Below are 24272 nucleotides of genomic sequence, written 5' to 3'. Positions count from 1 at the left end.
TCCTCGTGTTTCCGTTCCCTCACCGGCCCGTCGGCGCGGCGCCCGGGCCTGCCGCTCGCTCGCCCGTTCGCTCACCGGCCCCTCAGCAGCCCGCTCGCCAGGCCGATCACCATGGGCACGACTCCGACCGCCAGAAAGGCCGGCAGGAAGCACAGCCCCAGGGGGGCCGTGGCCAGCACGCCCGCGCGTCTCGCCCGGGCCGCCGCCGTGCGGCCGCGCGCGGCCCGCAGCCGGCCGGCCAGCCGCGCCATCGTGTCCACCGCCGGCACTCCCGTCGCCTGCGCCCGCTCCAAGCCGAGGGCCAGCCCCCGGGCACCCGGCAGTTCACCGAGCCGCCCCCAGGCGACCGCCGGATCCCCGCCCAGCCGGACCTCGGCGGCGGAGCGGGCCAGCCGTTCGCCGACCGGTCCGCCGAGCGAGCCGCCGACCGCTTCGGCCGCCTCACCCGGCCCGGCACCGGCGGCGAGGCACGCCGCCAGCAGGTCCGCCGCGATCGGCAGTTGACGCGCCACGTCGTCCACCGGGAGAACCGCGCGCGCCGCGGCGGCCCGTGCCGCCCTCCCGCGCCACCACCAGGCCGCACCGGCGGCGGCCACGCCGAGGGCCCAGCCCCCGGCACCGTCCACCAGGACGAGCCCGGCGCCACCCGCCCCGATCGCCGGCAGCACCCGCCGCGTGACTGCGGACCCCGCCGGCCACGACCGCAGCCGGGCAGGCCCACGGGGGTCACCGGCCCGGGCACGCGTCGCGAAGAGCCGTGCCGGGCGCCGACGGGCGGTACTCCGCCGGTGGGCCGTACGCAGCGCCACCACCGCACCCGCCGCGACGACCGCCAGGACGGCGGCCAGCGCGATCCCCGGAACAAGCGCCGCGACTCCTCCCCCACCCGCCCCGGTCATGCGCCCTCCCCTCCCCCGGCCGCGGCGCACACGATGCGCCGCGTCCAGGCCAGGCCCGCGCCTTCCAAGAGCCCGCCGAGGGCGAGGCAGCCGAGGCCGGCCGGGGTGTGCAGCAGAACCCGCAGGGGCTCGGCGCCGATTGCCGTTCCCATGGCCAGGGCGACGGCGGGTAGCAGGGCGAGCATCACGGCGGTGGATCTGGTGCCCGCCAACTGCGCCGCGAGCTCCTCCCGCTGGTCGCGCTCGACGGAGAGGGCCTGTCCGACCCGTTCGAGGCCGGCCGCGAGCCCCGCCCCGCCGTCCACCGCCACCTGCCAGCAGGCGGCCACCCCGGTCAGCCCCTCGGCTCCCTCCCGCCGCCCCGCCTTCCGCAGCGCCTCGGGGACATCACCGCCGAACCGCGCGGCGGCCGGCACCGCGGCCCAGGCCGGGCCGAACGCCTCACCGTCGAAGGCCCGCACCGCCTCACCGGGCTGGCGCCCCGCCCGCAGCTCGCCCGCGACGGTCCCGCACAGCTCGATCACCGCCTCGGAGCGCCGTTCGCGGGCGCGGCGACGCTCCCGGGCGTCCAGCCGGCGTCTCACCAGGGGCACGGCCACCACCGCGACGAGCGGCGGAAGGGGCGAGTCACCCCACCAGCCGATCAGGCACCCCACCGGGAGGCAGAGCAACTCCCGTCGACGGCCGGCCGCTTCCGCGACCCGGTCGGCTCCCGCGCGGATCCTCGCCGGCAGGGCGGGCCCCCAAGGCCCCGACGGCCCGCTCCCGGCGAGGATGAGCCTCGCGCGCCGGACATCCCGGCCGCGCTGCGCCAGTTGCCAGGCCGTCAGGGCCGCGCAGAGGAGCAGCACGGCGGCGAACACCGGTGGGGTGACCGCGCCCGGCGCCGTCATGACGGCCCCCCATCCGCTTCCGGACGGGCCGCGGCGTGATCCGCCGCGTACCCGCCGCGCCCGCACAGTGCCATCAACCGGTCCCATCCCGGCGCGCGTTGGAATCCATCACGCCCCCAGAGCGCGGCCGGTACGGTCGTCACGAATCCGGCCGGATCCCGGTCCAGGACGTGCACCTCGGCGACCCTGCGGCGGCCGTCGCGGCCCCGCACCAGATGGATCACCACCGCCAGCGCCGCCGCCAACTGACTGTGCAGCGCCGCCCGGTCCAGCCCCGCGGTCGACCCGAGGGCCTCCAGCCGGGCGGGAACGTCCGCGGCGGCGTTGGCGTGCACCGTGCCGCACCCGCCTTCGTGGCCCGTGTTGAGCGCCGCCAGGAGATCGGTGACCTCCGGGCCGCGCACCTCGCCGACGACGAGCCGGTCCGGCCGCATGCGCAGCGCCTGCCGGACCAGGTCCCGCAAGGTCACCCGCCCGGTTCCTTCCTGGTTGGCGGGCCGGCTCTCCAGCCGCACCACGTGCGGGTGGTCGGGCCGCAGTTCGGCCGAGTCCTCGGCGAGGACGATCCGTTCGTCCGGGGCGACGAGACCCAGCAGGCTCGAGAGCAAGGTGGTCTTCCCCGAGCCCGTGCCGCCACTGATCACGAAGGAGAGGCGCGCGTCGAGTACGGCCCGGAGGAGCCACTGGCCACTGGGCGGCAGCGTGCCGGCCGCGGCCAGTTCGTCCAGGGTGAAGGCCCGGGGGCGCACGACGCGCAGGGAGAGGCAGGTCGAGCCGACGGCCACCGGGGGAAGGACGGCGTGCAGCCGGGTGCCGTCGGGGAGCCGCGCGTCCACCCACGGGTGGGCGTCGTCCAGCCGTCGGCCGGCGACGGCGGCGAGGCGCTGCGCGAGCCGTCGGACGGCGGCGGCGTCGGGGAAGGAGACGTCGACCCGGCGCAGTCCGGCGCCGCGGTCCACCCAGACCCGGTCGGGGGCGGTGACGAGGACGTCGGTGACGTCCGGTTCGGCGAGGAGCGGCTCCAGCGGTCCGGTGCCGACGAGTTCGGAGCGCAGTCGAGTGGCGATGCCCAGCACTTCCGTGTCGCCGAGGAGCCGGCCTTCCTTCCGCAGGGCCTCGGCGACCCGCGCGGGCGTGGGCTCGGCCCCCGTGCCGGCCAGGCGCAGCCGTACGGCGTCCAGCAGCGCGGTGTTCATGCCGGCACCTCCGGCCCCTCGGGCAGGGCACGGGCCCAGAACTCCGTGCTGAAGGCCGCCAGTGGGCTGCGTTCGGCTCCGCCGGGCGGGCGTCCGGTGGCCAGCGCCTGGGCCAGGCCGGGCTCCTGTGGCACCTCGCCCGCGAGCGGGATGCCAAGGAGCCGTGCGATCTCCTCGCCGTCGAGCCCGGGCCCGCACGGGCCCCGGACGACCAGCCGGAGGTCGCCCATCATCATGCCGATCGCCGACGCGACGCGGTGGGCGGCGGCCACGGCGCGCAGTTCGGAAGGGACCACCAGCAGGCCCAGGTCCAGTTGCCTGAGGACCTCGACCGCGGAGCCGTCGGTTCCGCGCGGAAGGTCCACGACCACCACGCCACCACGTCTGCGAGCGGCCGCGAGGACGGCCCGCACGGCCTCGGGCGGCACCTCCGCGTCGCCGCGATCCCAGCTGAGCAGGCGCAGTCCGTGCGGCTCGGGCAGCACCTCCTCCAGGGCCCGGCCCGCCATCCGGCCCCGGGACCCGGCGAACGCGGGCCATCTCAGCCCGTCGACCCGCTCGGCCCCCAACAGGACGTCGAGGCCGCCGCCCAGCGGATCGGCGTCGACCAGCATCGTCCGCCGGCCGGTCCGGGCCGCGCCGATCGCCAGGGCGCACGCCAGCGTGCTCGCCCCGGCGCCGCCCCGGCCGCCGATCACGCCGACAGTGAGCGCCGGCCCGTCCACGTCCTCGACCGTGTCGGCGATCCGGTCGACGAGCCAGCCCTCCTCGTCGGGCAGCAGCGCGACGTTCCGGGCGCCGACGAGGACGGCTCGCCGCCACAGGTCCGGATCGGCGGGCTCGCGGCCGACGAGCACCACGTTCTCGCGGTGCGGCAGGCCGGCGAGCCGGCCGGCGCAGTCACCGCCTACCAGGACCAGGGAGGCCCGGTCCCAGGTACCGCGCCGGGCGGGTGTGCCGTGGCAGACCTCCGGCAGCGCCCCCGCCGCCGCGCACAATCGCAGCAGATCGTCGAGCAGGTCCTCGTCCTCGGTGGCAATCAAAGGCCCGCCCCGCGTTGCGGCGGCGGTCCGCGCCCAATCGGATGTCTGGGGTCCGGTCACGGCCCCTCCCCCTTCTCCTGTGCTTCCCCGGTGCTTCTCCGGTGCTTGTCGACGCGCACCATGGCGCGCTCGCGCATCCGCGGTCATCGCGGAACGCGTGGGGAATCACCGTGCGACAGCGCGGGAAATCGTGTGGATCTTGGTGAAAAACTGTGGACAACTCACCGGTTGTGGATATCCCGCTCACCTATACCGGTGACTTCCCCAGCGCAGCGCGGCGATTACACACAGTCACGTGTATGAAGGGGAGAGGACGGGCGCCGATCGGGGCCCGCGGAGGGCGAGGGAGGCCCGGGATGACCCACGAAACGTGTCCGGACATGCGACGACCCCCGCCGGGGGGGAGAGCGGGGGTCGTCCCCACGGCCGACTCGGGGGGGGAGGAGTCGGACCGGGTTAGACACGGTCGCGAACGATCCGTGACTTCCATGGTGTACCCGAGAGGCTTCTCAGGCAAACCCACACGCCTCAGCTTACGCCGAATGGAGGGCCCCTATGCTCGGCGACGTGGAAAACCACTCCTCTCGCCGAACGGCCGCCTTCTTTGATCTGGACAAGACGGTCATTGCCAAGTCGAGCACGCTCACCTTCGGCAAGTCCTTCTACCAAGGTGGTTTGATCAACCGGCGCGCCGCACTGCGCACGGCATACATCCAGTTCGTCTTCCTCCTGGGCGGGGCCGACCACGAGCAGATGGAGCGGATGAGGAAGTACCTCTCCGAGCTCTGCCGCGGCTGGAATGTCCACCAGGTCCGCGAGATCGTCGCGGAGACGCTCCACCAACTCATCGACCCGATCATTTACGACGAGGCCGCCTCGCTCATCGAGGAACACCATGCCGCCGGCCGGGACGTGGTGATCGTCAGCACCTCGGGAGCCGAGGTCGTCGAACCCATCGGACGGATGCTCGGCGCGGACCGCGTCGTCGCCACCCGGATGGTCGTCGAGGACGGCGTCTTCACCGGCGAGGTGGAGTACTACGCGTACGGCCCGACGAAAGCCGAAGCCGTCCGGGAGCTCGCCGCGTCGGAGGGGTACGACCTCGCGGGCTGCTACGCGTACAGCGACTCGGCGACCGACCTGCCCATGCTGGAGGCCGTAGGCCACCCGCACGCCGTCAATCCGGACCGGGCCCTGCGCCGCGAGGCCGCGGCACGGGAGTGGCCGGTGCTCACCTTCGACCGCCCCGTCCGGCTCAAGCAGCGCGTCGCCGCGCTGCGCATGCCGTCCCGTCCCGCCCTGGTGGCGGCGGCGACGGTCGGCGCCGCGCTCACCGCAGCGGGCCTGTTCTGGCTGGCGAGCCGCCGCACTCCCGGGACGGGCGTCCGGAATACCCGTCTTTGAAGCTAAAAGTAAAGAAGTGCGCCTTCGCCTTCCGCTTGAGCGGAGAGCGGAGTAAAAAGGAGTCAACGGCCCGCGAGACCAGGGACATCCGAGAGGACGCCCTTCACGCACCACGGCCCCACGGACCGAATGCATGAACGCCGGGCACCCACGCGACGCCGACCCGTCGAATACGGGCCTGTCGCACCAGGCGGAGCAAAGTACCCCCGCCTGATGGACGCCATTTCGTGCACGCACTGGTAACCCGGCGAACATGCCAGCGGCGGTACCAAGGCATCATCGGTACCGCCGCAACCCTGTTCACGCCAGGGTGTCTACCGCCCGTCGACGGCGTGCCCGTAAGGCTCAGGCCGCGCCGCGCTGCAGGGCCTCGCACACGGCGGTCGACTCCCGCACCCCGAGTTCCGCAGCCCGGCCGCAGTGGGTGATCCAGGCCGCCAGCCCGTCGGGCGTACCGGAGACATAGCCCTCGAGGGCGGCCGCGTAGGCATCCCGCCCCTGCTCGGCGTGGCCCACCTCCGCCGGGCAGATCGACTTGGGGTCGAGTCCACTGCCGACCAGCACGATGCGTTCGGCCGCCCGGGCCACCAGGCCGTTGCACGAGCCGAACGGCCGCAGGGCCAGGAGTTCGCCGTGCACCACGGCCGCCGTCACCAGGGCGGGCGCCTCGGTCCCCGCGATCAGCAGGGCCGCCAGGCCCTCCAGGCGGCCCGACACCTCGTCCGCGTCGGGCAGCGGAAGGTCGACGAGCGGTTCGTCGACGGACTCGCCCCGCAGCCGCGGCCGGCCCACCGTGTCGTCGGCCTGCGCACCACCGGCGGCGACCAGGTGCAGCCGGGCGAGGACCCGCAGCGGCGACTGCCGCCATACGCTCAGCAGCTGCCCCGCCTCGGCGGTCAGGCGCAGGGCCGCCCCGACCGTGCGCGGTTCGCCCTCGCCGCCGAAGTCGGTGCGGCGGCGCACCTCCTCCAGCGCCCAGTCGGCACCGGAGAGCGCGGCCGACCCGCGTGCGCCCCGGAGAGCCGCCTCGGACGTCACCTCGTTGCTGCGGCGGCGCATCACACGGTGGCCGTACACGCGGTCCACCGCCTTGCGCACGGACTCCACGGATGCGGCGACGCCCGGCAGGGAACCCAGAGCGGCCAGGGGATCGGCAGTCGTACTCATGAGTACGACACTACGCACTTCCGCCTTACACCCCCCGAAGGAGTGGTCTTCTTCACTCACCGCTCTCACTCCACGCACCCTCGCACCTACTCTTGGTGAACATGAAGATCGCTTTCGTAGGCAAGGGCGGCAGCGGGAAGACCACGCTGTCCTCGTTGTTCATCCGCCGGCTCGCCGCCCACCGGGTCCCGGTCATCGCCGTGGACGCCGACATCAACCAGCACTTGGGGGCTGCGCTCGGGCTGGACGAGACGGAGGCCGCCGTCCTGCCCGCGATGGGTGCGCACCTGCCGCTGATCAAGGACTACCTCCGCGGCACCAACCCGCGGATCGCCTCCGCCGACACCATGATCAAGACCACCCCGCCCGGGGAGGGCTCCCGGCTGCTGCGCGTCGACGAGGACAACCCCGTCTACGCGGCCTGCGCGCGGACGGTCGGCCTCGACGAGGGGACGTCCGTACGTCTCATGGCCACCGGCCCGTTCACCGAGTCGGATCTGGGCGTCGCCTGCTACCACTCCAAGGTGGGAGCCGTGGAGCTGTGCCTCAACCACCTGGTCGACGGGCCGGGCGAGTACGTCGTGGTCGACATGACGGCGGGCAGCGACTCCTTCGCCTCGGGGATGTTCACCCGCTTCGACATGACGTTCCTGGTGGCGGAACCCACGCGCAAGGGGGTCTCGGTCTACCGCCAGTACAAGGAGTACGCCCGGGACTTCGGCATCTGCCTGAGGGTGGTGGGGAACAAGGTGCAGGGCCAGGACGACTTGGACTTCCTCCGGGACGAGGTCGGGGACGACCTGCTGACCACCTTCGGCCACTCCGACTGGGTGCGGGCGATGGAGAAGGGCCGGCCGCCGCTCTTCGAGCTGCTCGAGGGGGCCAACCACCAGGCGCTGGCCGCCCTTCACGAGGCGGCGGACGCGTCCTACGAGCGGCGCGACTGGCACCGGTACACCCGTCAGATGGTGCACTTCCACCTCAAGAACGCCGAGAGCTGGGGCAACGCGAAGACGGGCGCCGACCTGGCGGCCCAGGTCGACCCCGCCTTCGTACTCGGTGAGCGGCTGCCGGCTACCCCGCAGCCGGCCTGACCAGGACCGGCCTGATCCGCATCGGCTTGTCGTCCTCCTCCTCGTCATCGCCCTGGGAGCTCTCGTACGGCTCGTGCGTCGAGGGCTCCTGCGAGGACGGCGCGTGCCACGAGGGCAGGTGCGGGGTGGGCTGCCGGGGCCCGGACGACCGCGCGTCACCGAGGTGGGCCCAGCCGCCCCTCGGCGCCTCACCGACCTCCAACCGCCTCAGCTTGGCGAGTACTTCGGGGTCCTGGGCGTCCAGCCAGTCGGCGAGCTGTTTGAAGGACACGCAGCGCACGCCCTCCTTGGTGCAGATCCGGGCCATGACGCTCTCGACGGCCTTCATATAGATGCCGCCGTTCCAGGACTCGAAGTGGTCGCCGATGAACAGGGGGGCGCGGTTGCCGTGATACGCCCGCTCGAAGCCCGCCAGCAGCCCGTCGCGCATCTGACGCCCCCAGGCTTCGCGCCGTGAGGGGTCGCCCTTGGTCGTCCCCGACTGGTTCGCCAGGAAGTTGTAGTCCATCGACAGCGTTTCGAAGCCCCGGCCGGGGACGGGCACGTCCTGGAGCGGGAAGTCCCACAGGCCGCCGAGCTTCGACGGCCAGACCTGCCGGCCGCCGGCCGAGCTGGCGTCGTAGCGGAAGCCCAGCGACCGCGCGGCGGTGATGAGGTTGTGCTGCCCCTCCAGGCAGGGCGCGCGCCCGCCGACCAGCTCCTTGGCGTAATCGAAGGGCAGCGGGGGCTCGTTCTTCAGCCCGGTGTTGGTCTTCCAGTTGCGGACGAACGACACGGCCTGCCGGATCTCGCTCTTCCACTCCGCCGGCGACCAGGTGCCCACTCCCCTGTCCCGGCCGCAGAAGTGGCCGTTGAAGTGGGTGCCGATCTCGCTGCCGTCCAGCCAGGCCCCGCGGAGCTGCTCCACGGTGTCGCGGACACCCCGGACGTCGTTGAAGCCGATGTCCGATGCCCCGGCGGCGTGTTGGGGCGGCTCGTAGAGGGCGCGTTTGTCCTCGGGGAGCATGTACACGCCGCTGAGGAAGTACGTCATCGTCGCGTGGTACTTCTTGCCGACCTTGCGGAAGTGCGAGAACAACCGCTGGCTGTCCTCGCCCGCGCCGTCCCACGAGAAGACGACGAACTGCGGCGGCTTCTCGCCGGACGCCATCCGCCGGGGCTTCGGCTGCCGGGGCTGGGGGCCGGTGTCGGCGGTGGAGCCGTCGCCGAGGAGGCGGACCGGGCGCTCGACCGTGTTGGGCCCGGGGGCGGCCTGCGGGCCGCTCGGCTCCGGGGGGCCGGTGCCGGAGCAGGCCGCGGTCCCGGTCGCCAGCGACAGCGCGGCGAGCGCGCCCAACGTGTATCTCCATGCAGCCGCCATCAGGCACCTCACCTTTCGACCCGCTCGGCCGGCCCCTCACGGGCGTTCGGCCGCCCTGAGCCGCCGTCAACCTCGCATGGACGAAGGACAGAGAAAAGTATGACAAGCCGATAAAAGTGAATATTCACCTGATGGGAGGAAGCTCCTCCTTGACCCCCGTCTGCCCCTTCCCCCGGGCCTTTACTCAGCATTACGATTCGTTTACCGAGAGTTGCCATTGCGCTCCTCCCGCCCGAGCGCTCCCGCCGGCCACCGACGATGAAGACGGGACCGACATGCACGTTCAGCCGAGCCATCCGCCCCGGCCCGCCCAGGGCCCGGCCACCGACGCCACGGACGGGCCACGCCGCACCGCCTGGCAGTGGGACCTGGTCCGTTCCCTCGCCTTGGCCCTGGCCGCCGCGCCGCTCTGTCTGGGGACCGCCCTGGCGGCGGGCGCACCGCTGCGGGCAGGGCTGGTCGCGGCGGCCGTCGCCGGTCTCGTGGTGGCCGGTCTGGGGCGGGCGCCCTTCCGGGCCAGCGGTCCGGCCGTCGCCTTGGTGGCGGTCACGGCGGAGCTGACCCAGCGGTACGGCTGGCGCGCGACCTGCGCGATCACCGTGCTGGCCGGTCTGGCGCAAGTCGCCCTGGGCGCCCTGCGGGTGGCGCGGGCCGTACCCGTCGTCGCCCCCGGACTCGTCCACGGCGCGCTGGCCGGCCTCGGGGTGACGGTCGCGCTGGGGCAACTGCGCCGCGTCCTGGGCGTGGAGGGCACCGAAGCGTCCACGTTGCGGAATCTGGCGGCGCTGCCCGGGGATATGGCGCACCCCTGGCTCAGGGGAGCGCTGGTCGGGGCGGCCACGGTCGCCGTCCTCCTCGTGTGGCGGAGGCTGCCGAGCCGTGCCGGCCGCTGGGCGAAAGCCGTACCGGCGCCGCTCGCGGCGGTCGCCGTCGTCACTGTCGCGAGCATGGGGCTGCCGCTGCCACGGGTGGAGTTGTCCGGGTGGGAGACGCAGGCCCTGCCCGGGCTGCCATCCGGTTCGGTCCTCGCGGTGGCCTCCGCCGTGTTGGGCGTGGCGCTCGTGGCCGGCATGGCGACGCTCGCTCCGGAGGACGGCGGCCGACGGCCGGAGCGCCCGGACCGGGAGCTGATCTGCCAAGGAGCGGCCACCGCCGTCTCCGGGCTGCTGGGAGGTCTGCCGGTCACAGGGGGCACGCTCCCGTCCGGCGGCCCGGCGGACGGGGATCGTCCGGCGGTGTCCCGCACCTCGTTGGCGCTGTACGGGCTCTGGGTGCCCCTGGGGGCGGTGCTCTTCGCGACCGCTCTGGAGCGCGTCCCCCTGGTCGCGCTCTCGGCGCTGGTCATGGCGGCCGGTGTGCGGCTGGCCCGGCACGCGCACGCCCACCGCCCCCGCGACCGCGCGGCCCGCATCGGCTACCTAGTCGCCTTCGCGGCCGTCGCGCTGTTCGGCGTGGTGCCGGGGCTGGCGGTCGCGGCCGTGGTGCCCGTCGTCATGGCGGTGCGGAAGTCCGCTCGCGCAAGCGGTGCGACGGCGGGGGGACGACGCGACCACGCCGAGGGATCCGGATGCCCGGACCGGCCCGAAGGCCATGAGCCCACCGCTCGAGGGGTTCTGACGGAGCACCGGCACCGGTCGGAGCCCTCCGAGCGGGCCGGCCGCCGTCCCGCCCTCGCTTCCCCACCCGGTATCGCGTCCCCCGCCTTCCGGCCGTGGACGTCCTGGCGCCACCACCGCTTCACCCGGCCGGGCTCGGGGCCCGTCGGGGGTCCCGGCGGGCGGCAGCTGATCGGCGGGGTGAGCGCGTTCCAGCGGGAGACCGCGCCACTGGTCCGCGACGAGCTGGCGCGGCTCGCCCGGGAGGGGCAGAGCCCCAGCCAGCTCTTCCTGACCTGCGCCGACTCCCGCCTGGTGACGAGCATGATCACATCGAGCGGCCCCGGCGACCTCTTCACCGTGCGGAACGTCGGCAACCTCATGCCCCCACCGGGTGCCGACACCTCCTGCGACTCGGTGGCCGCCGCGGTGGAGTACGCCGTCGAGGTGCTGCGGGTCGGGAGCATCACCGTCTGCGGGCACTCGGGCTGCGGAGCGATGCAGGCGCTGCTGGAGACCGACCCTCGTCCACCGGCGGCCCGCCCGGCACCGGCCGGCGGTTCCGGCGCGGTCGCGGGTCCGGAGACCCCGCTCGCCCGCTGGCTGCGGCACGGACGGCCGAGTCTGGCCCGGATGCAGCGGATCGGGCGGCTCGGGCGCGGCGAGGTGGCGCTCGCCGACCGGCCCGTGGCGGACGACATCGAGCGGCTCGCCCTCGTCAATGTGATGCAGCAGCTCGACCACCTGCGGGCGCACTCCTGTGTCGCCCGCCGGGTGGCGGAAGGCACGCTCCACCTCCAGGGCATGTACTTCCATGTGGGCGAGGCCCAGGCGTACGTCCTGGACCAGCGGTCCCGCACGTTCGCCGCCGTCCGCCCGGAGGTGCTCGATGCCGTCTGACCTCGGACGACCGCCGGCCACCCGGACGGGTACAGGTCTACACCAATCAATCGCCAACACCCCTTGTCAGGGTGTGCCCCGGGCTGGTGAGCTATGCCCGGGACGCAACGAGCCCCCTGGGAAAGGGAGATGTCGTGAGCAACGAAAGCCTGGCCAACCTTCTGAAGGAGGAGCGCCGCTTCGCACCGCCTGCCGACCTGGCCGCGCGGGCCAACGTCACCGCGGAGGCCTACGAGCAGGCGCGGGCCGACCGGCTGGGCTTCTGGGCCGCGCAGGCACGCCGTCTGAGCTGGCACACCGAGCCGACCCAGACCCTGGACTGGTCGAACCCGCCGTTCGCCAAGTGGTTCGCCGACGGCAAGCTCAATGTGGCGTACAACTGCGTGGACCGCCACGTCGAGAACGGGCTCGGCGACCGGGTGGCCCTGCACTTCGAGGGCGAGCCGGGTGACACCCGCTCGATCACCTACGCCGAGCTGCAGCGCGAGGTCTCGAAGGCCGCCAACGCCCTGACGGAGCTGGGCGTCCAGGCCGGCGACCGGGTCGCCATCTACCTGCCGATGATCCCCGAAGCGGTCGTCTCGATGCTCGCCTGCGCCCGCATCGGCGCCCCGCACTCGCTCGTCTTCGGCGGTTTCTCCGCCGACGCCCTCGCCACCCGCATCGAGGACGCCGACGCCCGCGTCGTCATCACCGCCGACGGCGGCTACCGCCGCGGCAAGCCCTCGGCGCTCAAGCCGGCCGTCGACGAGGCCCTCACCCGCCCGGGCACGGAGAACGTCCGCAGCGTCCTCGTCGTCCGCCGCACCGGCCAGGAGGACGTCGCCTGGACCGAGGGCCGCGACGTCTGGTGGCACGACCTGGTCGAGCGCCAGTCCGACCGGCACACGCCCGAGGCGTTCGACGCCGAGCACCCGCTGTTCATCCTCTACACCTCCGGCACCACCGGTAAGCCGAAGGGCATCCTGCACACCACCGGTGGCTACCTCACCCAGATCTCGTACACCCACCACGCGGTCTTCGACCTCAAGCCCGAGTCGGACGTCTTCTGGTGCACCGCGGACGTCGGCTGGGTGACCGGCCACTCGTACATCGTCTACGGCCCGCTCAGCAACGGCGCCACGGAGGTGCTGTACGAGGGCACGCCCGACACCCCGCACCGGGGCCGCTGGTGGGAGATCGTCCAGAAGTACGGCGTCACCATCCTCTACACCGCGCCGACCGCGATCCGCGCCGCCATGAAGTGGGGCGACGACATCCCGGCCAAGTTCGACCTCAGCAGCCTGCGTGTCCTCGGTTCGGTGGGCGAGCCCATCAACCCCGAGGCGTGGGTCTGGTACCGCGAGCACATCGGCGCCGGCACCACGCCCGTCGTCGACACCTGGTGGCAGACCGAGACCGGCGGCATCATGATCAGCCCGCTGCCCGGCGTCACCGAGACCAAGCCCGGCTCGGCCCAGGTGCCCCTCCCCGGCATCTCCGCGACCGTGGTGGACGACGACGCCAACGAGGTGCCGAACGGCTCCGGCGGCTACCTCGTCCTCACCGAGCCGTGGCCGTCGATGCTCCGCACCGTCTGGGGCGACGACCAGCGCTACCTCGACACCTACTGGTCCCGTTTCGAGGGCCGCTACTTCGCTGGGGACGGCGCCAAGAAGGACGAGGACGGCGACATCTGGCTGCTCGGCCGGGTGGACGACGTGATGCTGGTGTCCGGGCACAACATCTCCACCACCGAGGTGGAGTCGGCGCTCGTCTCGCACCCCAAGGTCGCCGAGGCGGCGGTCGTCGGGGCGACCGACCCCCAGACCACTCAGGCGATCTGCGCCTTCGTGATCCTGCGGGGCGACGCCGACCTCGGCGAGGAGGAGAGCGCCGCGCTGGTCGAGGAGCTGCGGGCACACGTGGGCAAGCAGCTCGGCCCGATCGCCAAGCCCAAGCGGATCCTGCCGGTGGCCGAGCTGCCCAAGACCCGCTCCGGGAAGATCATGCGCCGGCTGCTCCGCGACGTCGCGGAAAACCGCACCCTCGGTGACGTCACCACGCTGACCGACTCCTCGGTCATGGAGCTCATCCAGGCGAAGCTCCCGGCGGCGCCCAGCGAGGACTGATCCGTCCGGAAATCCACGGTGTAAGGGCGCTCGGTACACAACCGGGCGCCCTTCACCTGTTCGGGCTAAAGTAAAGACACATCGCGTAGAAATCTCGACAAGAATCACAGGCGCGCCGGGAAGTCTGGTCGGCACTCGGCACACGTGGCCCCACGTGTGTCCGTCGATCGACCCCAGGAGGTCTCCACCGTGGCCGCGCCCCAGAAGAACCGTTCCGTCCTCCTCGGCCGGCTGCCGCTGCCCGAGCGGAACCACCTCGCGGACGCGCTGCGCACCGAGACCGTCGGCGGCGTCCTCCTGCTCGCCGCCGCCGTCGCGGCCCTGATCTGGGCGAACACCCCGATCAAGGACAGCTACGAGTCCATAAGCACCTTCCACCTGGGGCCCGGCGCGCTCGGACTGAACCTCTCCGTCCAGCACTGGGCGGCGGACGGACTGCTGGCCGTCTTCTTCTTCGTCGCCGGCATCGAACTCAAACGCGAGCTGGTCGCCGGAGAGCTCCGCGACCCCAAGGCGGCCATCCTCCCGGTGGTCGCCGCCCTCTGCGGCATGGCGATCCCCGCCGTCGTCTACACCACGGTCGCGAGCAGCGGCGGCGGCTCCTTCCAGGGCTGGGCCGTCCCCACCGCCACGGACATCGCCTTCGCGCTCGCCGTCCTCGCCGTCATCGGCACGGCCCTGCCGTCCGCGCTGCGCGCCTTCCTGCTCACCCTCGCGGTCGTCGACGACCTCTTCGCGATCCTGATCATTGCCGTCTTCTTCACCTCGCAGCTGAACTTCGTCGCCCTCGGCTTCGCTGTACTCGGCCTCGCGGTCTTCCGGCTGCTGCTGTGGAAGGGCGTGCGCGGCTGGTACGTCTACGTCCCGCTGGCCGTCGTCAACTGGGCGCTGATGTACAACAGCGGGGTCCACGCGACGATCGCCGGTGTCGCCATGGGGCTGATGCTCCGCTGCCACCGGCACGACGGCGAGCGGGTCTCCCCGGGGGAGCACATCGAGCACCTCGTACGCCCGTTGTCGGCCGGACTCGCCGTACCCCTCTTCGCCCTGTTCTCCGCTGGCGTCTCGCTCTCCGGCGGCGCGCTCTCCGACATCTTCCGCAGGCCCGAGACGCTGGGTGTCGTACTCGGTCTCGTGCTCGGCAAGGCCGTCGGGGTCTTCGGCGGCACCTGGCTCGCGGCCCGCTTCACCCGGGCCGAGCTGAACCCGGACCTGAAGTGGCCCGACGTCCTCGCGGTCGCCTCGCTGGCCGGCATCGGCTTCACCGTCTCCCTGCTCATCGGTGAGCTGGCCTTCGGCGACGATCCGGTCCTGAGCGGTGAGATCAAGGCGGCGGTCCTGGTGGGCTCGCTGATCGCCGCGGTCCTCGCGAGCATTCTGCTGAAGCTCCGGGACAACAAGTACAAGAAGCTCTGCGCCGAGGAGGACCGCGACGAGGACCAGGACGGCATCCCGGACATCTACGAACAGGACGACCCGGCGTACCACCTGCGCATGGCGGCGATCCTCGAAGCGAAGGCCGCGGAGCACCGCCGCCGGGCGGAAGTCGCCTCCGGGCGCACCACCGGCGACGATGGTCCGGCATGATCTGAGTGTCCTCACCACCGCCGAAGACGGGCGGAACACCCAAGGCGGACCCGTTTCGGGCCGCCGAGGACGCGCAGACGAGGGAGCGACGACGATGAGGGAGCAGCGATGAGCGCAGCCGACGACGGTGCCGAACGCAGCCTCGGCCAGCTGGTGGCGACGGCCACCGCGGAGCTGTCCGCGCTGGTGCACGACGAGATCGCGCTGGCCAAGGCCGAACTGCGGGAGGACGCCAAGCGGGTCGGCGTGGGCGGCGGCGCGATCGCCGCGGCGGGGACCCTGGCGCTCTTCTCGCTGCCGGTGCTGAGCTTCGCGGCGGCGTACGGCATCCACAACCTGGGCCTCGGCCTCGCCTGGTCGTTCCTGATCACGGGCGGTGCGTTCCTGGTGCTCGCGGGGCTGCTGGGGCTGCTGGCCGTCAACAAGCTGAAGAAGATCAGCAAGCCGGAGCGGACCATGGCGTCGGCCAAGGAGACGGCCGCCGTCCTGAGCACGGTCAAGCCGCACCCCCGTCCCGTGACGGACACGCGCCCTGCGGACGCATCTGTGACACGCTCGTCCGTATGACGGTGCCCGATACCTCCGCAGCGCCCGTGTCTCCCGAACCCGCCAAGGGCCCGGACCCGTCCGCGCCGGCGGTCTCCGCCGCGTCGCCGACGGTGGTGGTGCGCCCGGACGGGCCGTGGACGCACCGGGATGTCGCGGCGAACGGGGCGCGGTTCCATATCGCCGAGATGGGCGAGGGGCCGCTGGTGCTGCTGCTGCACGGTTTCCCGCAGTTCTGGTGGACGTGGCGGAACCAGCTCCCCGCACTGGCGGAGGCCGGGTTCCGGGCGGTCGCGATGGACCTGCGCGGTGTGGGCGGCAGCGACCGCACCCCCCGGGGCTACGATCCGGCCAATCTCGCCCTGGACATCACCGGGGTGGTCCGCTCGCTCGGCGAGCCGGACGCGGCCCTGGTGGGCCACGACCTCGGCGGCTATCTGGCGTGGACGGCGGCCGTGATGCGGCCGCAGTTGGTGCGGCGGCTGGTGGTGTCGTCGATGCCGCACCCGAGGCGGTGGCGCTCGGCGATGCTCACCGACCCGCAGCAGACCGCCGCCGGGTCGTACGTCTGGGGCTTCCAGCGGCCGTGGATCCCGGAGCGCCGGCTGGTCGCGGACGACGCGACGCTGGTCGGCCGGCTGATCCGGGACTGGTCCGGGCCGCGGCAGCCGGAGGACGCGGCGGTCGACGTGTACCGGCGCGCGATGACGATCCCGTCGACGGCGCACTGCTCGGTCGAGCCCTACCGGTGGATGGTGCGGTCGATGGCGCGGCCGGACGGCATCCAGTTCAACCGGCGGATGAAGCGACCGGTGCGCGTTCCGACGCTGCACGTCCACGGGTCGCTCGATCCGGTGATGCGGACCCGGAGCGCGGCGGGCTCGGGCGAGTATGTGGAGGCTCCGTACCGCTGGCGCCTCTTCGACGGGCTCGGGCACTTCCCGCACGAGGAGGACCCGGCCGCGTTCTCGGCGGAACTGATCGGCTGGCTGAAGGACCCGGAGCCGGACCGGTAGGGACGGGCCCGCGGTCGCCGAAACGGAGGATCGAACAGGTGGCCGAGGATCGGTCATTGCCTCGTGCATAGGCCAAATGCCTCCCCCGACGGCGATTACCGACCTTCCACCCCGGGCACAGGACCGGGTATGGGCTGGACGCACGACCATCGCGACCTGACTCAGCAGCGCGGCGCCGATGACGATGCCGCGGTGACTGTGGTGACCGAAGCATCCGAGAGGGTGGAGGGACCGCACGGCGGCCTCCTCCGGCCTGGGGACGGTACGGACCCCCAGCTCGGCATCCCGCGCATCATCCGGCGCCGCGCGCGCTGGGTGTCGGCGCGGCTGCGCCATCCTCGCGGGCGCTGACCGCCGGGCCTACGCCCGGCCCACCACCCGTGTCACGGGGCTCGCGGCGGTCGCACGGCTCCCTTCACGCCCCGCGGCACCCCCGGGACCGGCCGTCCACGGCACGCGTCAGAGGGCGCACCCCTGGGTGTCGGCCCGCTCCACGGCCGTACGCCCGTCCACGACGTCGTCGTGGACCTCGTCCGCCGTCAGCGCGTACCCCGTGTCCGCGTCGTCGAGTGACTTGGCGAAGACCACGCCGTACACCCGTCCGTCCGGTGTGAGCAGCGGGCCACCGGAATTGCCCTGCCGCACGGTCGCGTACAGCGAGTAGACGTCACGCCGGACGTAACCGCGGTGGTAGATGTCGGGGCCATTGGCGTCCACGCGGCTGCGGACCCGGGCGGACCGGACGTCGTAGGCGCCGTTCTCCGGGAAGCCCGCGACGATGGCGCTCATCCCGCTCTCCGCCTCCGCGCGGGCGAAGCGCAGCTCGGGGGCGCGCAGGCCGGGGACCTGGAGGACGGCGATGTCGCGCTTCCAGTCGTAGAGCACCACCTTGGCGTCGAGCAGCCGGCCGCGCCCGCCGACCTGCACCGTCGGGTCCGTCACCCCGCCGACGACGTGGGCGTTGGTCATCACCCGCTGCGGGGCGAACACGAAGCCGCTGCCTTCCAGCACCTTGCCGCAGCCCGGCGCGTTGCCGACCACCTTCACGACGCTCCGCTGCGCCTCGGCGGCGACGGTGCTGCCCGACAGCGCGGGGTCGGGGGCCGGGACGGAAGTGATCGGCTCCGTCGAGAAGGGGGCGAAGACCTGCGGGAAGCCGTTCTGGGCCAGGGCCGTGCTGAAGTCCGCGAACCAGGTGTTGGCCTCCGCGGGCACCACCCGGGCGACGCCGAGCAGCACCTTCGAGGTACGGACCTGCTTGCCGAGCGTCGGCAGCGAGGTACCCGCCAGGGCGGAGCCGATCACCCAGGCGACCAGCAGCATGGCCACCACGTTGACCAGCGCGCCGCCCGTCGCGTCCAGGGCGCGGGCCGGGGACCAGGTGATGTGGCCGCGGAGCCGGTTGCCCAGGTGGGTGGTGGCGGCCTGGCCCACCGAGGCGCAGACGATCACGATGACCACCGCCGCGACGGCCGCCGGGGTGCCCGGGGTGCGGTCCCCGGTCGCGCTGTCCCAGATCACGGGCAGCGCGTAGAGGGCGGCCAGCCCGCCGCCGAGGAAGCCGATCACCGAGAGCACGCCCACCACGAACCCCTGGCGGTAGCCGATGACCGCGAACCAGGCGGCGGCCAGCAGCAGCACGATGTCCAGAACGTTCACCGAAGGGTGCCTCGCATTGCGGTTGTCGACGGTGGTGACGGGGCGGGGTGTGCCGGTGGGTGTTGTGCGGTGCGGGTGCGACGGGGTGCGGGCCGTGCCGCCGCCGTGGTCAGGCGGTCCGGTCGAGCAGCACCTCCCGGCCGGCGTCCCAGGGCCGCTCCCAGCCCGCGAAGTGCAGGATGCGGTCGATCACCCCGGCGGTGAAGCCCCAGACCGTCGCGGAACCCACGTGGAAGACGGGGCCTCGGTGACCGCTGGGGTGGACGGCGGTCGCCCGGTTGGCCGGATCGGTGAGCTCGGCGACGGGGACGGTGAAGACGCGGGCCGTCTCCGCGGGGTCGACCGGCCCGACCGGGCTGGGCTCGCGCCACCAGCCGAGGACCGGTGTCACGACGAAGCCGCTCACCGGAATGTAGAGGTCCGGCAGCACGCCGAAGACCTGGACGCCCGAGGGGTCGAGGCCGGTCTCCTCCTCGGCCTCGCGCAGCGCGGCGCGGACCAGGCCGCCGTCGGCCGGATCGCCGTCCTCCGGGTCGAGGGCGCCGCCGGGGAAGGACGCCTGGCCGGCGTGCGAGCGCAGGGTGCCGGACCGTTCGAGAAGCAGCAGCTCGGGACCGTCCTGGCCCTCGCCGAAGAGGACCAGCACCGCGGAGAGGCGCCCTCCGGTCTCCGGCGGCAGGAAGCGGCTCAGCTGGTGCGGCTCGACGGTCGTCAGGAAGCGCGCCACCGGTTCCAGCCACTCGGGCAGCCCCTCGGCGGTCACGGTGATCTCACGGCTGTCGCGGCCGTACGTGCTCCTCATGCGCTTCCCCAATGTTCCCGACGATCTTCCCGGCGGCTGCCGGGCGTTCCCTGGTCTTCCGGCGGAATCCGCGCCGTGCCTCCGCGCGGTGGCACCCTCACTCGGCTCCCAGCGGGGGCGCGGGCGGGCCCGGGAAGTCCGGCGGAGGCTTCAGGCGCTGGCCCGGCAGGCCGCCCTTCTCGTACTTGAGCAGTTTCCGCGCTTTCTCCGGGTCCGTCTCGCCCTCGCCGTAGGCGGGGCAGAGCGGGGCGATCGGGCAGGCGCCGCAGGCGGGCTTGCGGGAGTGGCAGATGCGGCGGCCGTGGAAGATGACGCGGTGCGAGAGCATCGTCCAGTCGCTCTTGGGGAAGAGCGCGCAGACCTCGGCCTCGATCTTCTCCGGGTCGGTCTCCGCCGTCCATCTCCAGCGCCGGACGAGCCGCTGGAAGTGCGTGTCGACCGTTATCCCGGGGACGCCGAAGGCGTTGCCCAATACGACGTTGGCCGTCTTGCGCCCGACACCCGGGAGCCTGACGAGGTCCTGGAGCCGGCCGGGCACCTCGCCGCCGAAGTCGTCACGGAGGGCGGCGGAGAGCCCGAGCAGGGAGCGGGCCTTGGCGCGGAAGAAGCCCGTCGGGCGGATCAGCTGCTCCAGCCGCTCCGGGTCGGCCGCCGCCATGTCCTCGGGCGTGGGGTACGCCTCGAAGAGGGCCGGGGTGGTCTGGTTGACGCGCAGGTCGGTGGTCTGGGCGGAGAGGACCGTCGCCACGAGGAGCTGGAAGGGGTTCTCGAAGTCCAGCTCGGGGTGGGCGTAGGGGTACACCTCGGCGAGCTCGCGGTTGATCCGCCGGGCGCGCCGGACGAGCGCGGTCCGCGACTCCGCGGGGGCTCCGCCGCCGCTCGCGGTCGGCGCCGAGCTCTTCCCGGCGGCGTTCTTGGCCGTCGCGGCCTTCTTGGTGGCCACGCCCTTCTTGGTGGCCGCTGTCTTCTTGGCGGACACCGGCTTCCCGGCCGGGGTCTTCCCGGCTGTGGCCTTCTTGGCCCCGGCCTTCTCGGCCGCGACCTTCTTCGCCGGAGCCTTCTCGGCGGGGGCCTTCTTCACCGCGGCCTTCTTCGCCGCCGTTCTCCCGGCGGCGGCGCGGCCGGCGGAGCCCGTCGTCGGGGCGGCGCCCGCGGCCGAGTCGCCACCGTCGGCCGGCCGCGCCCCCCGTTCGGCCGACGACGTGGCCTCCGTCTTCCCGCCCGACGTCCGGCCGCCCTCTCCCCGGGCCGACGATTTGGTGGTATCTGCGTCTTTTGCGGTTTTCACCGCGGGCTGTTCGCCCACAGCGGAATCGCGGGTCGAGGTCACCCTCCCGGCCCCCTTGCCCTGTGCTCTCACCGGCGTATTGGACACCCGGCCAGACTAAAGCCCGGCACTGACATCCGCCCCGAGCGCGGGAAAAGCACAGCCCAATCGGACCCCTGCCGTAGGGCTTCCGGCGACGATGCGCCACACTTGTGTTTGATCACACAGTTTTACCGACGGGCATCATGGGGACCACGGTCCTCTGTGCATGTCGACAAGGAGAGAACTCGTGGACGACGTTCTGCGGCGCGCCCCGCTCTTCGCGGCGCTCGATGACGAGCAGGCCGCTGAGCTGCGCGCCTCCATGGGCGAGGTCACTCTCGCGAGGGGCGACGCCCTGTTCCACGAAGGCGACCCGGGCGACCGCCTCTACGTGGTGACCGAGGGCAAGGTGAAGCTTCACCGCACCTCCCCCGACGGCCGCGAGAACATGCTCGCCGTCCTGGGACCCGGCGAGCTGATCGGCGAACTGTCCCTCTTCGACCCCGGGCCGCGCACCGCCACCGCGACCGCCCTCACCGAGGTCAAGCTCCTCGGCCTGGGCCACGGCGACCTCCAGCCGTGGCTGAACGCCCGCCCGGAGGTGGCCACCGCCCTGCTGCGCGCGGTCGCGCGCCGGCTGCGCCGCACCAACGACTCCATGTCGGACCTCGTCTTCTCGGACGTCCCCGGCCGTGTCGCCAAGGCGCTGCTCGACCTGTCGCGCCGCTTCGGCGTGCAGTCCGAGGAGGGCATCCACGTGGTGCACGACCTCACCCAGGAAGAGCTGGCCCAGCTCGTGGGCGCCTCCCGGGAGACGGTCAACAAGGCCCTCGCCGACTTCGCCGGCCGCGGCTGGCTGCGCCTGGAGGCCCGCGCCGTGATCCTGCTGGACGTCGAGCGGCTGGCCAAGCGCTCGCGCTGACCCCGCGGGAGCCGAGCCGCGCCCGCCCGTAGGAGGGTCCCGTTCCGACGGGGCCCTCCTACGGCGTGCTCCGGACGTCGAACAGGCTGACGCGCCCGCCGGACCGGCTAGATCAGCCCGTGCTCGCTCAGGTAGTCCAGCTGCGCCCTGACCGACAGCTCCGCCGCCGGCCACACCGCGCGGTCCACGTCCGCGTACACGTGCGCCACCACCTCGGCCGGAGTGCGGTGCCCCGCCTCGACGGCGGTCTCCACCTGGGCGAGGCGCTTGGCCCGGTGGGCCAGGTAGTACTCCAGGACCCCGCGCGCGTCGTCCAGTACGGGGCCGTGGGCGGGCAGGACCGTCCGTACGTCCTCCTCGACGGCGAGCGACCGCAGTCGGCGCAGTGAGTCGAGGTAGTCGCCGAGCCGCCCGTCGGGGTGGGCGACGACGGTGGTGCCCCGGCCGAGGACGGTGTCCCCGGTGATCACGGCACGGTCCGCCGGCAGGTGGAGGCAGACGGAGTCCGCCGTGTGGCCGGGCGCGGGGACGACCCGCAGCTCCAGCCCCCCGACGGTGATCACGTCGCCCGCGGCGAGCCCCCCGCCGCCGACCCGCAGGGCCGGGTCCACCGCCCGCACCGGCGCGCCCGTCAGCTCGGCGAAGCGCTCGGCGCCGCCGGAGTGGTCGAGGTGCCCGTGGGTGAGCAGGGCCAGCACGATCCGCCGGCCCGACTCCTCGGCCGCGGCGATGACGGCCCGCAGGTGGGACTCGTCCAGCGGGCCGGGGTCGACGACCACCGCCTCGGCGGACCCGGGCTCGGCCAGCAGCCAGGTGTTGGTGCCGTCGAGCGTCATCGCGGACGGATTGGGCGCGAGGACGCAGGTCGCGCGCGGAGTGGCGGGACCGGCCGGGCTGCCCGCGCGGGGGCGCCCCGGCGGTTCGGCGGGTACGGCTGCGTACGTCATGCGTCGGCTCCCGGAGTCGCGGTCGCTGGGGTGTGCGGAGGACCGGACGAGAGGTGCTTGGTGAACTCCTCGTGCCCGGGCCAGCTCAGCACGATCTCTTCCCCGACGAGCCGGGCGCGTGCGAGCACCGGAGTGAGATCCCGCTCACCCGCCGACGCCAACACCGCGGGCACGTCCTCGTACGGCAGCAGCGCGCGCAGCGTCGAGACGGTGGGCGGCATCATCAGCAGCTCGCCGCGGTCGTATCCGGCGACGGCCTCGGCCGGGCGGATCCAGACGGCCCGGTCGGCCTCGGTGGAGACGCCGGCGGTGCGCTGGCCGTCGGGCAGGGCCGCCACGAAGAACCAGGTGTCGTACCGCCGGGGTTCGAACTCCGGGGTGATCCAACGGGCCCAGCCGCCCAGCAGGTCACTGCGGAGCAGCAGTCCGCGCCGTTCCAGGAAGTCGCCGAACGACAGCTCGTGGCCGGCGAGCGCGGCCCGGTCGGCCTCCCACTCCGCGCCGGTGGTGTCCGCGACGACCGTGGCCGGGTCCGGCCCGGCGAGCAGCACGCCCGCCTCCTCGAAGGTCTCGCGGACGGCCGCGCAGACGACGGCCTGCGCCACCTCCGGCTCGACGCCGAGCCGGGCGGCCCACTCCCCCGGCGAGGGGCCGGCCCAGGGCACGTCGCGTTCGTCGCGGGGATCTACCGCGCCGCCCGGATACGCGTACGCGCCCCCGGCGAAGGCCATGGAGGTGCGTCTGCGCAGCATGTGCACGGCCAGGGCGCCGTCGGCGCCGGTCCGCAGCAGCAGGACGGTGGAGGCGCGCCGGGGCGGTACGGGCTCGAGCTCGCCGTGCGCGAGCCGCCGGATCCGGTCGGGCCACTCGGGCGGATACCACTGGCCGTTCTCACGACCGCTCGCACGGTCGTCCGCTCCGCCGCCGCCCGTCCGGCCGTTCGTCGTCACCATGGCCGGATGCTATGCGCTGGTGCGCGGATGTTCGAGGGGGCGCGGGAGGCCCGGGACGCTCGGCGCCACCGATCTCCGCGCCCCGAACTCGTCACGGCGCGACGGAACTCGGAACCCGTCGGGGCGTGACGGCACTCGGCCGGTCCTCACCGCGCACCCTCACCGAACCCGGCCCGACAGCGGGGCGGTTCCGGTCGGCCGTGACCGGGAGACCCCGACCGCCCTCGCAACGAACCGGACCTCAGTCCGCGACCTCCACCTGGAGCTCGACCTCGACCGGCGCGTCGAGCGGCAGCACCGCGACGCCCACCGCGGACCGCGCGTGCACGCCCTTGTCGCCGAGGACTTCGCCCAGCAGCTCACTGGCACCGTTCAGCACGCCGGGCTGGCCGGTGAAGTCGGGTGCGGAGGCGACGAAGCCCACCACCTTCACCACCCGGACGATCCGGTCCAGATCGCCGACGACCGACTTCACGGCGGCCAGGGCGTTGAGCGCGCAGACGCCCGCCAGCTCCTTGGCCTGCTCGGGGCTGACCTCGGCGCCGACCTTGCCCGTGACGGGAATGGACCCCTTCACCATGGGCAGTTGGCCCGCGGTGAAGACGTACGCGCCACTGCGCACGGCCGGCTGGTAGGCGGCCAGCGGAGGGACGACGTCCGGCAGGGTCAGCCCGAGCTCCGCGAGCTTGCCCTCGACGGCACTCACGCCTTTTCCCGCTTCAGGTAGGCCACGAGCTGCTCGGGGTTGTTCGGCCCGGGAACGACCTGGACGAGCTCCCAGCCGTCCTCGCCCCAGGTGTCCAGAATCTGCTTGGTCGCGTGCACCAGAAGCGGCACGGTCGCGTATTCCCACTTGGTCATGGCCCGAC

General features: G+C 73.2%; 22 protein-coding genes. 9 read left to right on the top strand and 13 right to left on the bottom strand.

Features of this window, described 5'->3' with window-relative positions; genetic code table 11:
- Nucleotides 1-71 precede the first annotated feature (71 nt).
- The 4 genes from J7W19_RS17505 to ssd are packed head-to-tail and all read right to left on the bottom strand — an operon-like array spanning nucleotide 72 to nucleotide 4091.
- Entirely contained in the window at nucleotides 72-899 is an 828-nt protein-coding gene (locus J7W19_RS17505) for a type II secretion system F family protein (protein ID WP_004939766.1), read from the bottom strand.
- A complete protein-coding gene (locus J7W19_RS17500; protein ID WP_004939765.1) occupies nucleotides 896-1792 on the bottom strand; it encodes a type II secretion system F family protein in 897 nt (298 codons plus the stop codon). Before J7W19_RS17500 ends, J7W19_RS17505 begins: the two co-directional genes overlap by 4 nt.
- On the bottom strand, nucleotides 1789-2988 hold the full coding sequence (locus J7W19_RS17495) for a TadA family conjugal transfer-associated ATPase (protein ID WP_004939763.1): 1200 nt from the start codon (nucleotides 2986-2988) through the stop codon (nucleotides 1789-1791). Before J7W19_RS17495 ends, J7W19_RS17500 begins: the two co-directional genes overlap by 4 nt.
- Nucleotides 2985-4091, bottom strand: coding sequence for a septum site-determining protein Ssd (gene ssd / locus J7W19_RS17490; protein WP_051072468.1), 1107 nt, complete (start codon nucleotides 4089-4091; stop codon nucleotides 2985-2987). Before ssd ends, J7W19_RS17495 begins: the two co-directional genes overlap by 4 nt.
- Before the next feature lie 495 nt (nucleotides 4092-4586).
- Between ssd and J7W19_RS17485 the strand changes: the two genes are divergently transcribed.
- Nucleotides 4587-5435, top strand: coding sequence for an HAD family hydrolase (locus J7W19_RS17485; protein ID WP_004939755.1), 849 nt, complete (start codon nucleotides 4587-4589; stop codon nucleotides 5433-5435).
- A gap of 345 nt (nucleotides 5436-5780) precedes the next feature.
- Here the strand turns inward: J7W19_RS17485 and J7W19_RS17480 are convergent, their stop codons facing one another.
- Nucleotides 5781-6602 (bottom strand): Fic family protein, encoded by an 822-nt coding sequence (locus J7W19_RS17480; protein ID WP_004939753.1) that lies wholly within the window; start codon nucleotides 6600-6602, stop codon nucleotides 5781-5783.
- Nucleotides 6603-6703: 101 nt separating this feature from the next.
- On the opposite strand from J7W19_RS17480, the gene J7W19_RS17475 reads away from it, so the two are divergent.
- A complete protein-coding gene (locus J7W19_RS17475) occupies nucleotides 6704-7696 on the top strand; it encodes an ATP-binding protein (protein WP_004939749.1) in 993 nt (330 codons plus the stop codon).
- Here the strand turns inward: J7W19_RS17475 and J7W19_RS17470 are convergent.
- Entirely contained in the window at nucleotides 7677-9056 is a 1380-nt protein-coding gene (locus J7W19_RS17470) for a polysaccharide deacetylase family protein (protein WP_051072467.1), read from the bottom strand. The two genes, J7W19_RS17475 and J7W19_RS17470, sit on opposite strands and share 20 nt — an antisense overlap.
- Nucleotides 9057-9331: 275 nt before the next feature.
- Here J7W19_RS17470 and J7W19_RS17465 point away from each other — a divergent pair, with 275 nt between their 5' ends.
- From J7W19_RS17465 to J7W19_RS17440, 6 genes are all read left to right on the top strand, one after another.
- On the top strand, nucleotides 9332-11551 hold the full coding sequence (locus tag J7W19_RS17465; protein WP_004939741.1) for a SulP family inorganic anion transporter: 2220 nt from the start codon (nucleotides 9332-9334) through the stop codon (nucleotides 11549-11551).
- A gap of 134 nt (nucleotides 11552-11685) precedes the next feature.
- On the top strand, nucleotides 11686-13662 hold the full coding sequence (gene acs, locus J7W19_RS17460) for an acetate--CoA ligase (protein ID WP_004939739.1): 1977 nt from the start codon (nucleotides 11686-11688) through the stop codon (nucleotides 13660-13662).
- A 189-nt stretch (nucleotides 13663-13851) separates the two neighbouring features.
- Nucleotides 13852-15249, top strand: coding sequence for a Na+/H+ antiporter NhaA (nhaA, locus tag J7W19_RS17455; RefSeq protein WP_004939736.1), 1398 nt, complete (start codon nucleotides 13852-13854; stop codon nucleotides 15247-15249).
- Nucleotides 15250-15357: 108 nt separating this feature from the next.
- A complete protein-coding gene (locus tag J7W19_RS17450; protein ID WP_004939734.1) occupies nucleotides 15358-15816 on the top strand; it encodes a phage holin family protein in 459 nt (152 codons plus the stop codon).
- Nucleotides 15813-16811 carry an alpha/beta fold hydrolase gene (locus J7W19_RS17445; RefSeq protein WP_078587691.1) on the top strand — a complete coding sequence of 333 codons (999 nt, stop codon included), beginning with the start codon at nucleotides 15813-15815 and terminating at the stop codon, nucleotides 16809-16811. The genes J7W19_RS17450 and J7W19_RS17445 overlap by 4 nt, the downstream gene beginning before the upstream one ends.
- A gap of 129 nt (nucleotides 16812-16940) precedes the next feature.
- Nucleotides 16941-17162: a hypothetical protein gene (locus J7W19_RS17440; protein WP_004939728.1), complete on the top strand. Its 222-nt coding sequence runs from the start codon at nucleotides 16941-16943 to the stop codon at nucleotides 17160-17162.
- Nucleotides 17163-17270: 108 nt separating this feature from the next.
- Here J7W19_RS17440 and J7W19_RS17435 read toward each other — a convergent pair whose 3' ends face one another.
- From J7W19_RS17435 to nth, 3 genes are all read right to left on the bottom strand, one after another.
- Nucleotides 17271-18470, bottom strand: a complete 1200-nt coding sequence (locus tag J7W19_RS17435; protein ID WP_004939724.1) for a MarP family serine protease — start codon at nucleotides 18468-18470, stop codon at nucleotides 17271-17273.
- A gap of 109 nt (nucleotides 18471-18579) precedes the next feature.
- On the bottom strand, nucleotides 18580-19272 hold the full coding sequence (locus J7W19_RS17430) for an NUDIX hydrolase (protein ID WP_004939722.1): 693 nt from the start codon (nucleotides 19270-19272) through the stop codon (nucleotides 18580-18582).
- A 97-nt stretch (nucleotides 19273-19369) separates the two neighbouring features.
- On the bottom strand, nucleotides 19370-20353 hold the full coding sequence (nth, locus tag J7W19_RS17425; protein ID WP_078587697.1) for an endonuclease III: 984 nt from the start codon (nucleotides 20351-20353) through the stop codon (nucleotides 19370-19372).
- A 475-nt stretch (nucleotides 20354-20828) separates the two neighbouring features.
- Here nth and J7W19_RS17420 point away from each other — a divergent pair, with 475 nt between their 5' ends.
- Entirely contained in the window at nucleotides 20829-21503 is a 675-nt protein-coding gene (locus J7W19_RS17420; RefSeq protein ID WP_004939715.1) for a Crp/Fnr family transcriptional regulator, read from the top strand.
- A gap of 107 nt (nucleotides 21504-21610) precedes the next feature.
- Here the strand turns inward: J7W19_RS17420 and J7W19_RS17415 are convergent, their stop codons facing one another.
- The 4 genes from J7W19_RS17415 to J7W19_RS17400 all read right to left on the bottom strand — a co-directional run bounded on the left by J7W19_RS17415 (nucleotide 21611) and on the right by J7W19_RS17400 (nucleotide 24264).
- Nucleotides 21611-22450 (bottom strand): MBL fold metallo-hydrolase, encoded by an 840-nt coding sequence (locus J7W19_RS17415; protein ID WP_004939711.1) that lies wholly within the window; start codon nucleotides 22448-22450, stop codon nucleotides 21611-21613.
- Nucleotides 22447-23403, bottom strand: coding sequence for an NUDIX hydrolase (locus J7W19_RS17410; protein ID WP_004939709.1), 957 nt, complete (start codon nucleotides 23401-23403; stop codon nucleotides 22447-22449). Before J7W19_RS17410 ends, J7W19_RS17415 begins: the two co-directional genes overlap by 4 nt.
- Before the next feature lie 241 nt (nucleotides 23404-23644).
- Nucleotides 23645-24109: a RidA family protein gene (locus J7W19_RS17405; RefSeq protein ID WP_004939706.1), complete on the bottom strand. Its 465-nt coding sequence runs from the start codon at nucleotides 24107-24109 to the stop codon at nucleotides 23645-23647.
- Complete coding sequence (locus J7W19_RS17400; RefSeq protein ID WP_003967454.1) at nucleotides 24106-24264, bottom strand: DUF4177 domain-containing protein; 159 nt, start codon at nucleotides 24262-24264, stop codon at nucleotides 24106-24108. The genes J7W19_RS17405 and J7W19_RS17400 overlap by 4 nt, the downstream gene beginning before the upstream one ends.
- Between the last annotated feature and the right edge of the window lie 8 nt (nucleotides 24265-24272).

The sequence above is a fragment of the Streptomyces mobaraensis NBRC 13819 = DSM 40847 genome (assembly GCF_017916255.1).
GTDB classification, from domain to species: domain Bacteria; phylum Actinomycetota; class Actinomycetes; order Streptomycetales; family Streptomycetaceae; genus Streptomyces; species Streptomyces mobaraensis.
This window is presented reverse-complemented; position numbering and strand designations above follow the sequence as displayed.

Excerpts from the sequence above, each read along its gene's own strand:
- J7W19_RS17505 (WP_004939766.1), bottom strand. The coding sequence starts at position 899 with ATGACCGGGGCGGGTGGGGGAGGAGTCGCGGCGCTTGTTCCGGGGATC.
- J7W19_RS17500 (WP_004939765.1), bottom strand. The coding sequence starts at position 1,792 with ATGACGGCGCCGGGCGCGGTCACCCCACCGGTGTTCGCCGCCGTGCTG.
- J7W19_RS17495 (WP_004939763.1), bottom strand. The coding sequence starts at position 2,988 with ATGAACACCGCGCTGCTGGACGCCGTACGGCTGCGCCTGGCCGGCACG.
- J7W19_RS17485 (WP_004939755.1), top strand. The coding sequence starts at position 4,587 with ATGCTCGGCGACGTGGAAAACCACTCCTCTCGCCGAACGGCCGCCTTC.
- J7W19_RS17480 (WP_004939753.1), bottom strand. The coding sequence starts at position 6,602 with ATGAGTACGACTGCCGATCCCCTGGCCGCTCTGGGTTCCCTGCCGGGC.
- J7W19_RS17475 (WP_004939749.1), top strand. The coding sequence starts at position 6,704 with ATGAAGATCGCTTTCGTAGGCAAGGGCGGCAGCGGGAAGACCACGCTG.
- J7W19_RS17470 (WP_051072467.1), bottom strand. The coding sequence starts at position 9,056 with ATGGCGGCTGCATGGAGATACACGTTGGGCGCGCTCGCCGCGCTGTCG.
- J7W19_RS17465 (WP_004939741.1), top strand. The coding sequence starts at position 9,332 with ATGCACGTTCAGCCGAGCCATCCGCCCCGGCCCGCCCAGGGCCCGGCC.
- J7W19_RS17450 (WP_004939734.1), top strand. The coding sequence starts at position 15,358 with ATGAGCGCAGCCGACGACGGTGCCGAACGCAGCCTCGGCCAGCTGGTG.
- J7W19_RS17445 (WP_078587691.1), top strand. The coding sequence starts at position 15,813 with ATGACGGTGCCCGATACCTCCGCAGCGCCCGTGTCTCCCGAACCCGCC.
- J7W19_RS17440 (WP_004939728.1), top strand. The coding sequence starts at position 16,941 with ATGGGCTGGACGCACGACCATCGCGACCTGACTCAGCAGCGCGGCGCC.
- J7W19_RS17430 (WP_004939722.1), bottom strand. The coding sequence starts at position 19,272 with ATGAGGAGCACGTACGGCCGCGACAGCCGTGAGATCACCGTGACCGCC.
- J7W19_RS17415 (WP_004939711.1), bottom strand. The coding sequence starts at position 22,450 with ATGACGTACGCAGCCGTACCCGCCGAACCGCCGGGGCGCCCCCGCGCG.
- J7W19_RS17410 (WP_004939709.1), bottom strand. The coding sequence starts at position 23,403 with ATGGTGACGACGAACGGCCGGACGGGCGGCGGCGGAGCGGACGACCGT.
- J7W19_RS17400 (WP_003967454.1), bottom strand. The coding sequence starts at position 24,264 with ATGACCAAGTGGGAATACGCGACCGTGCCGCTTCTGGTGCACGCGACC.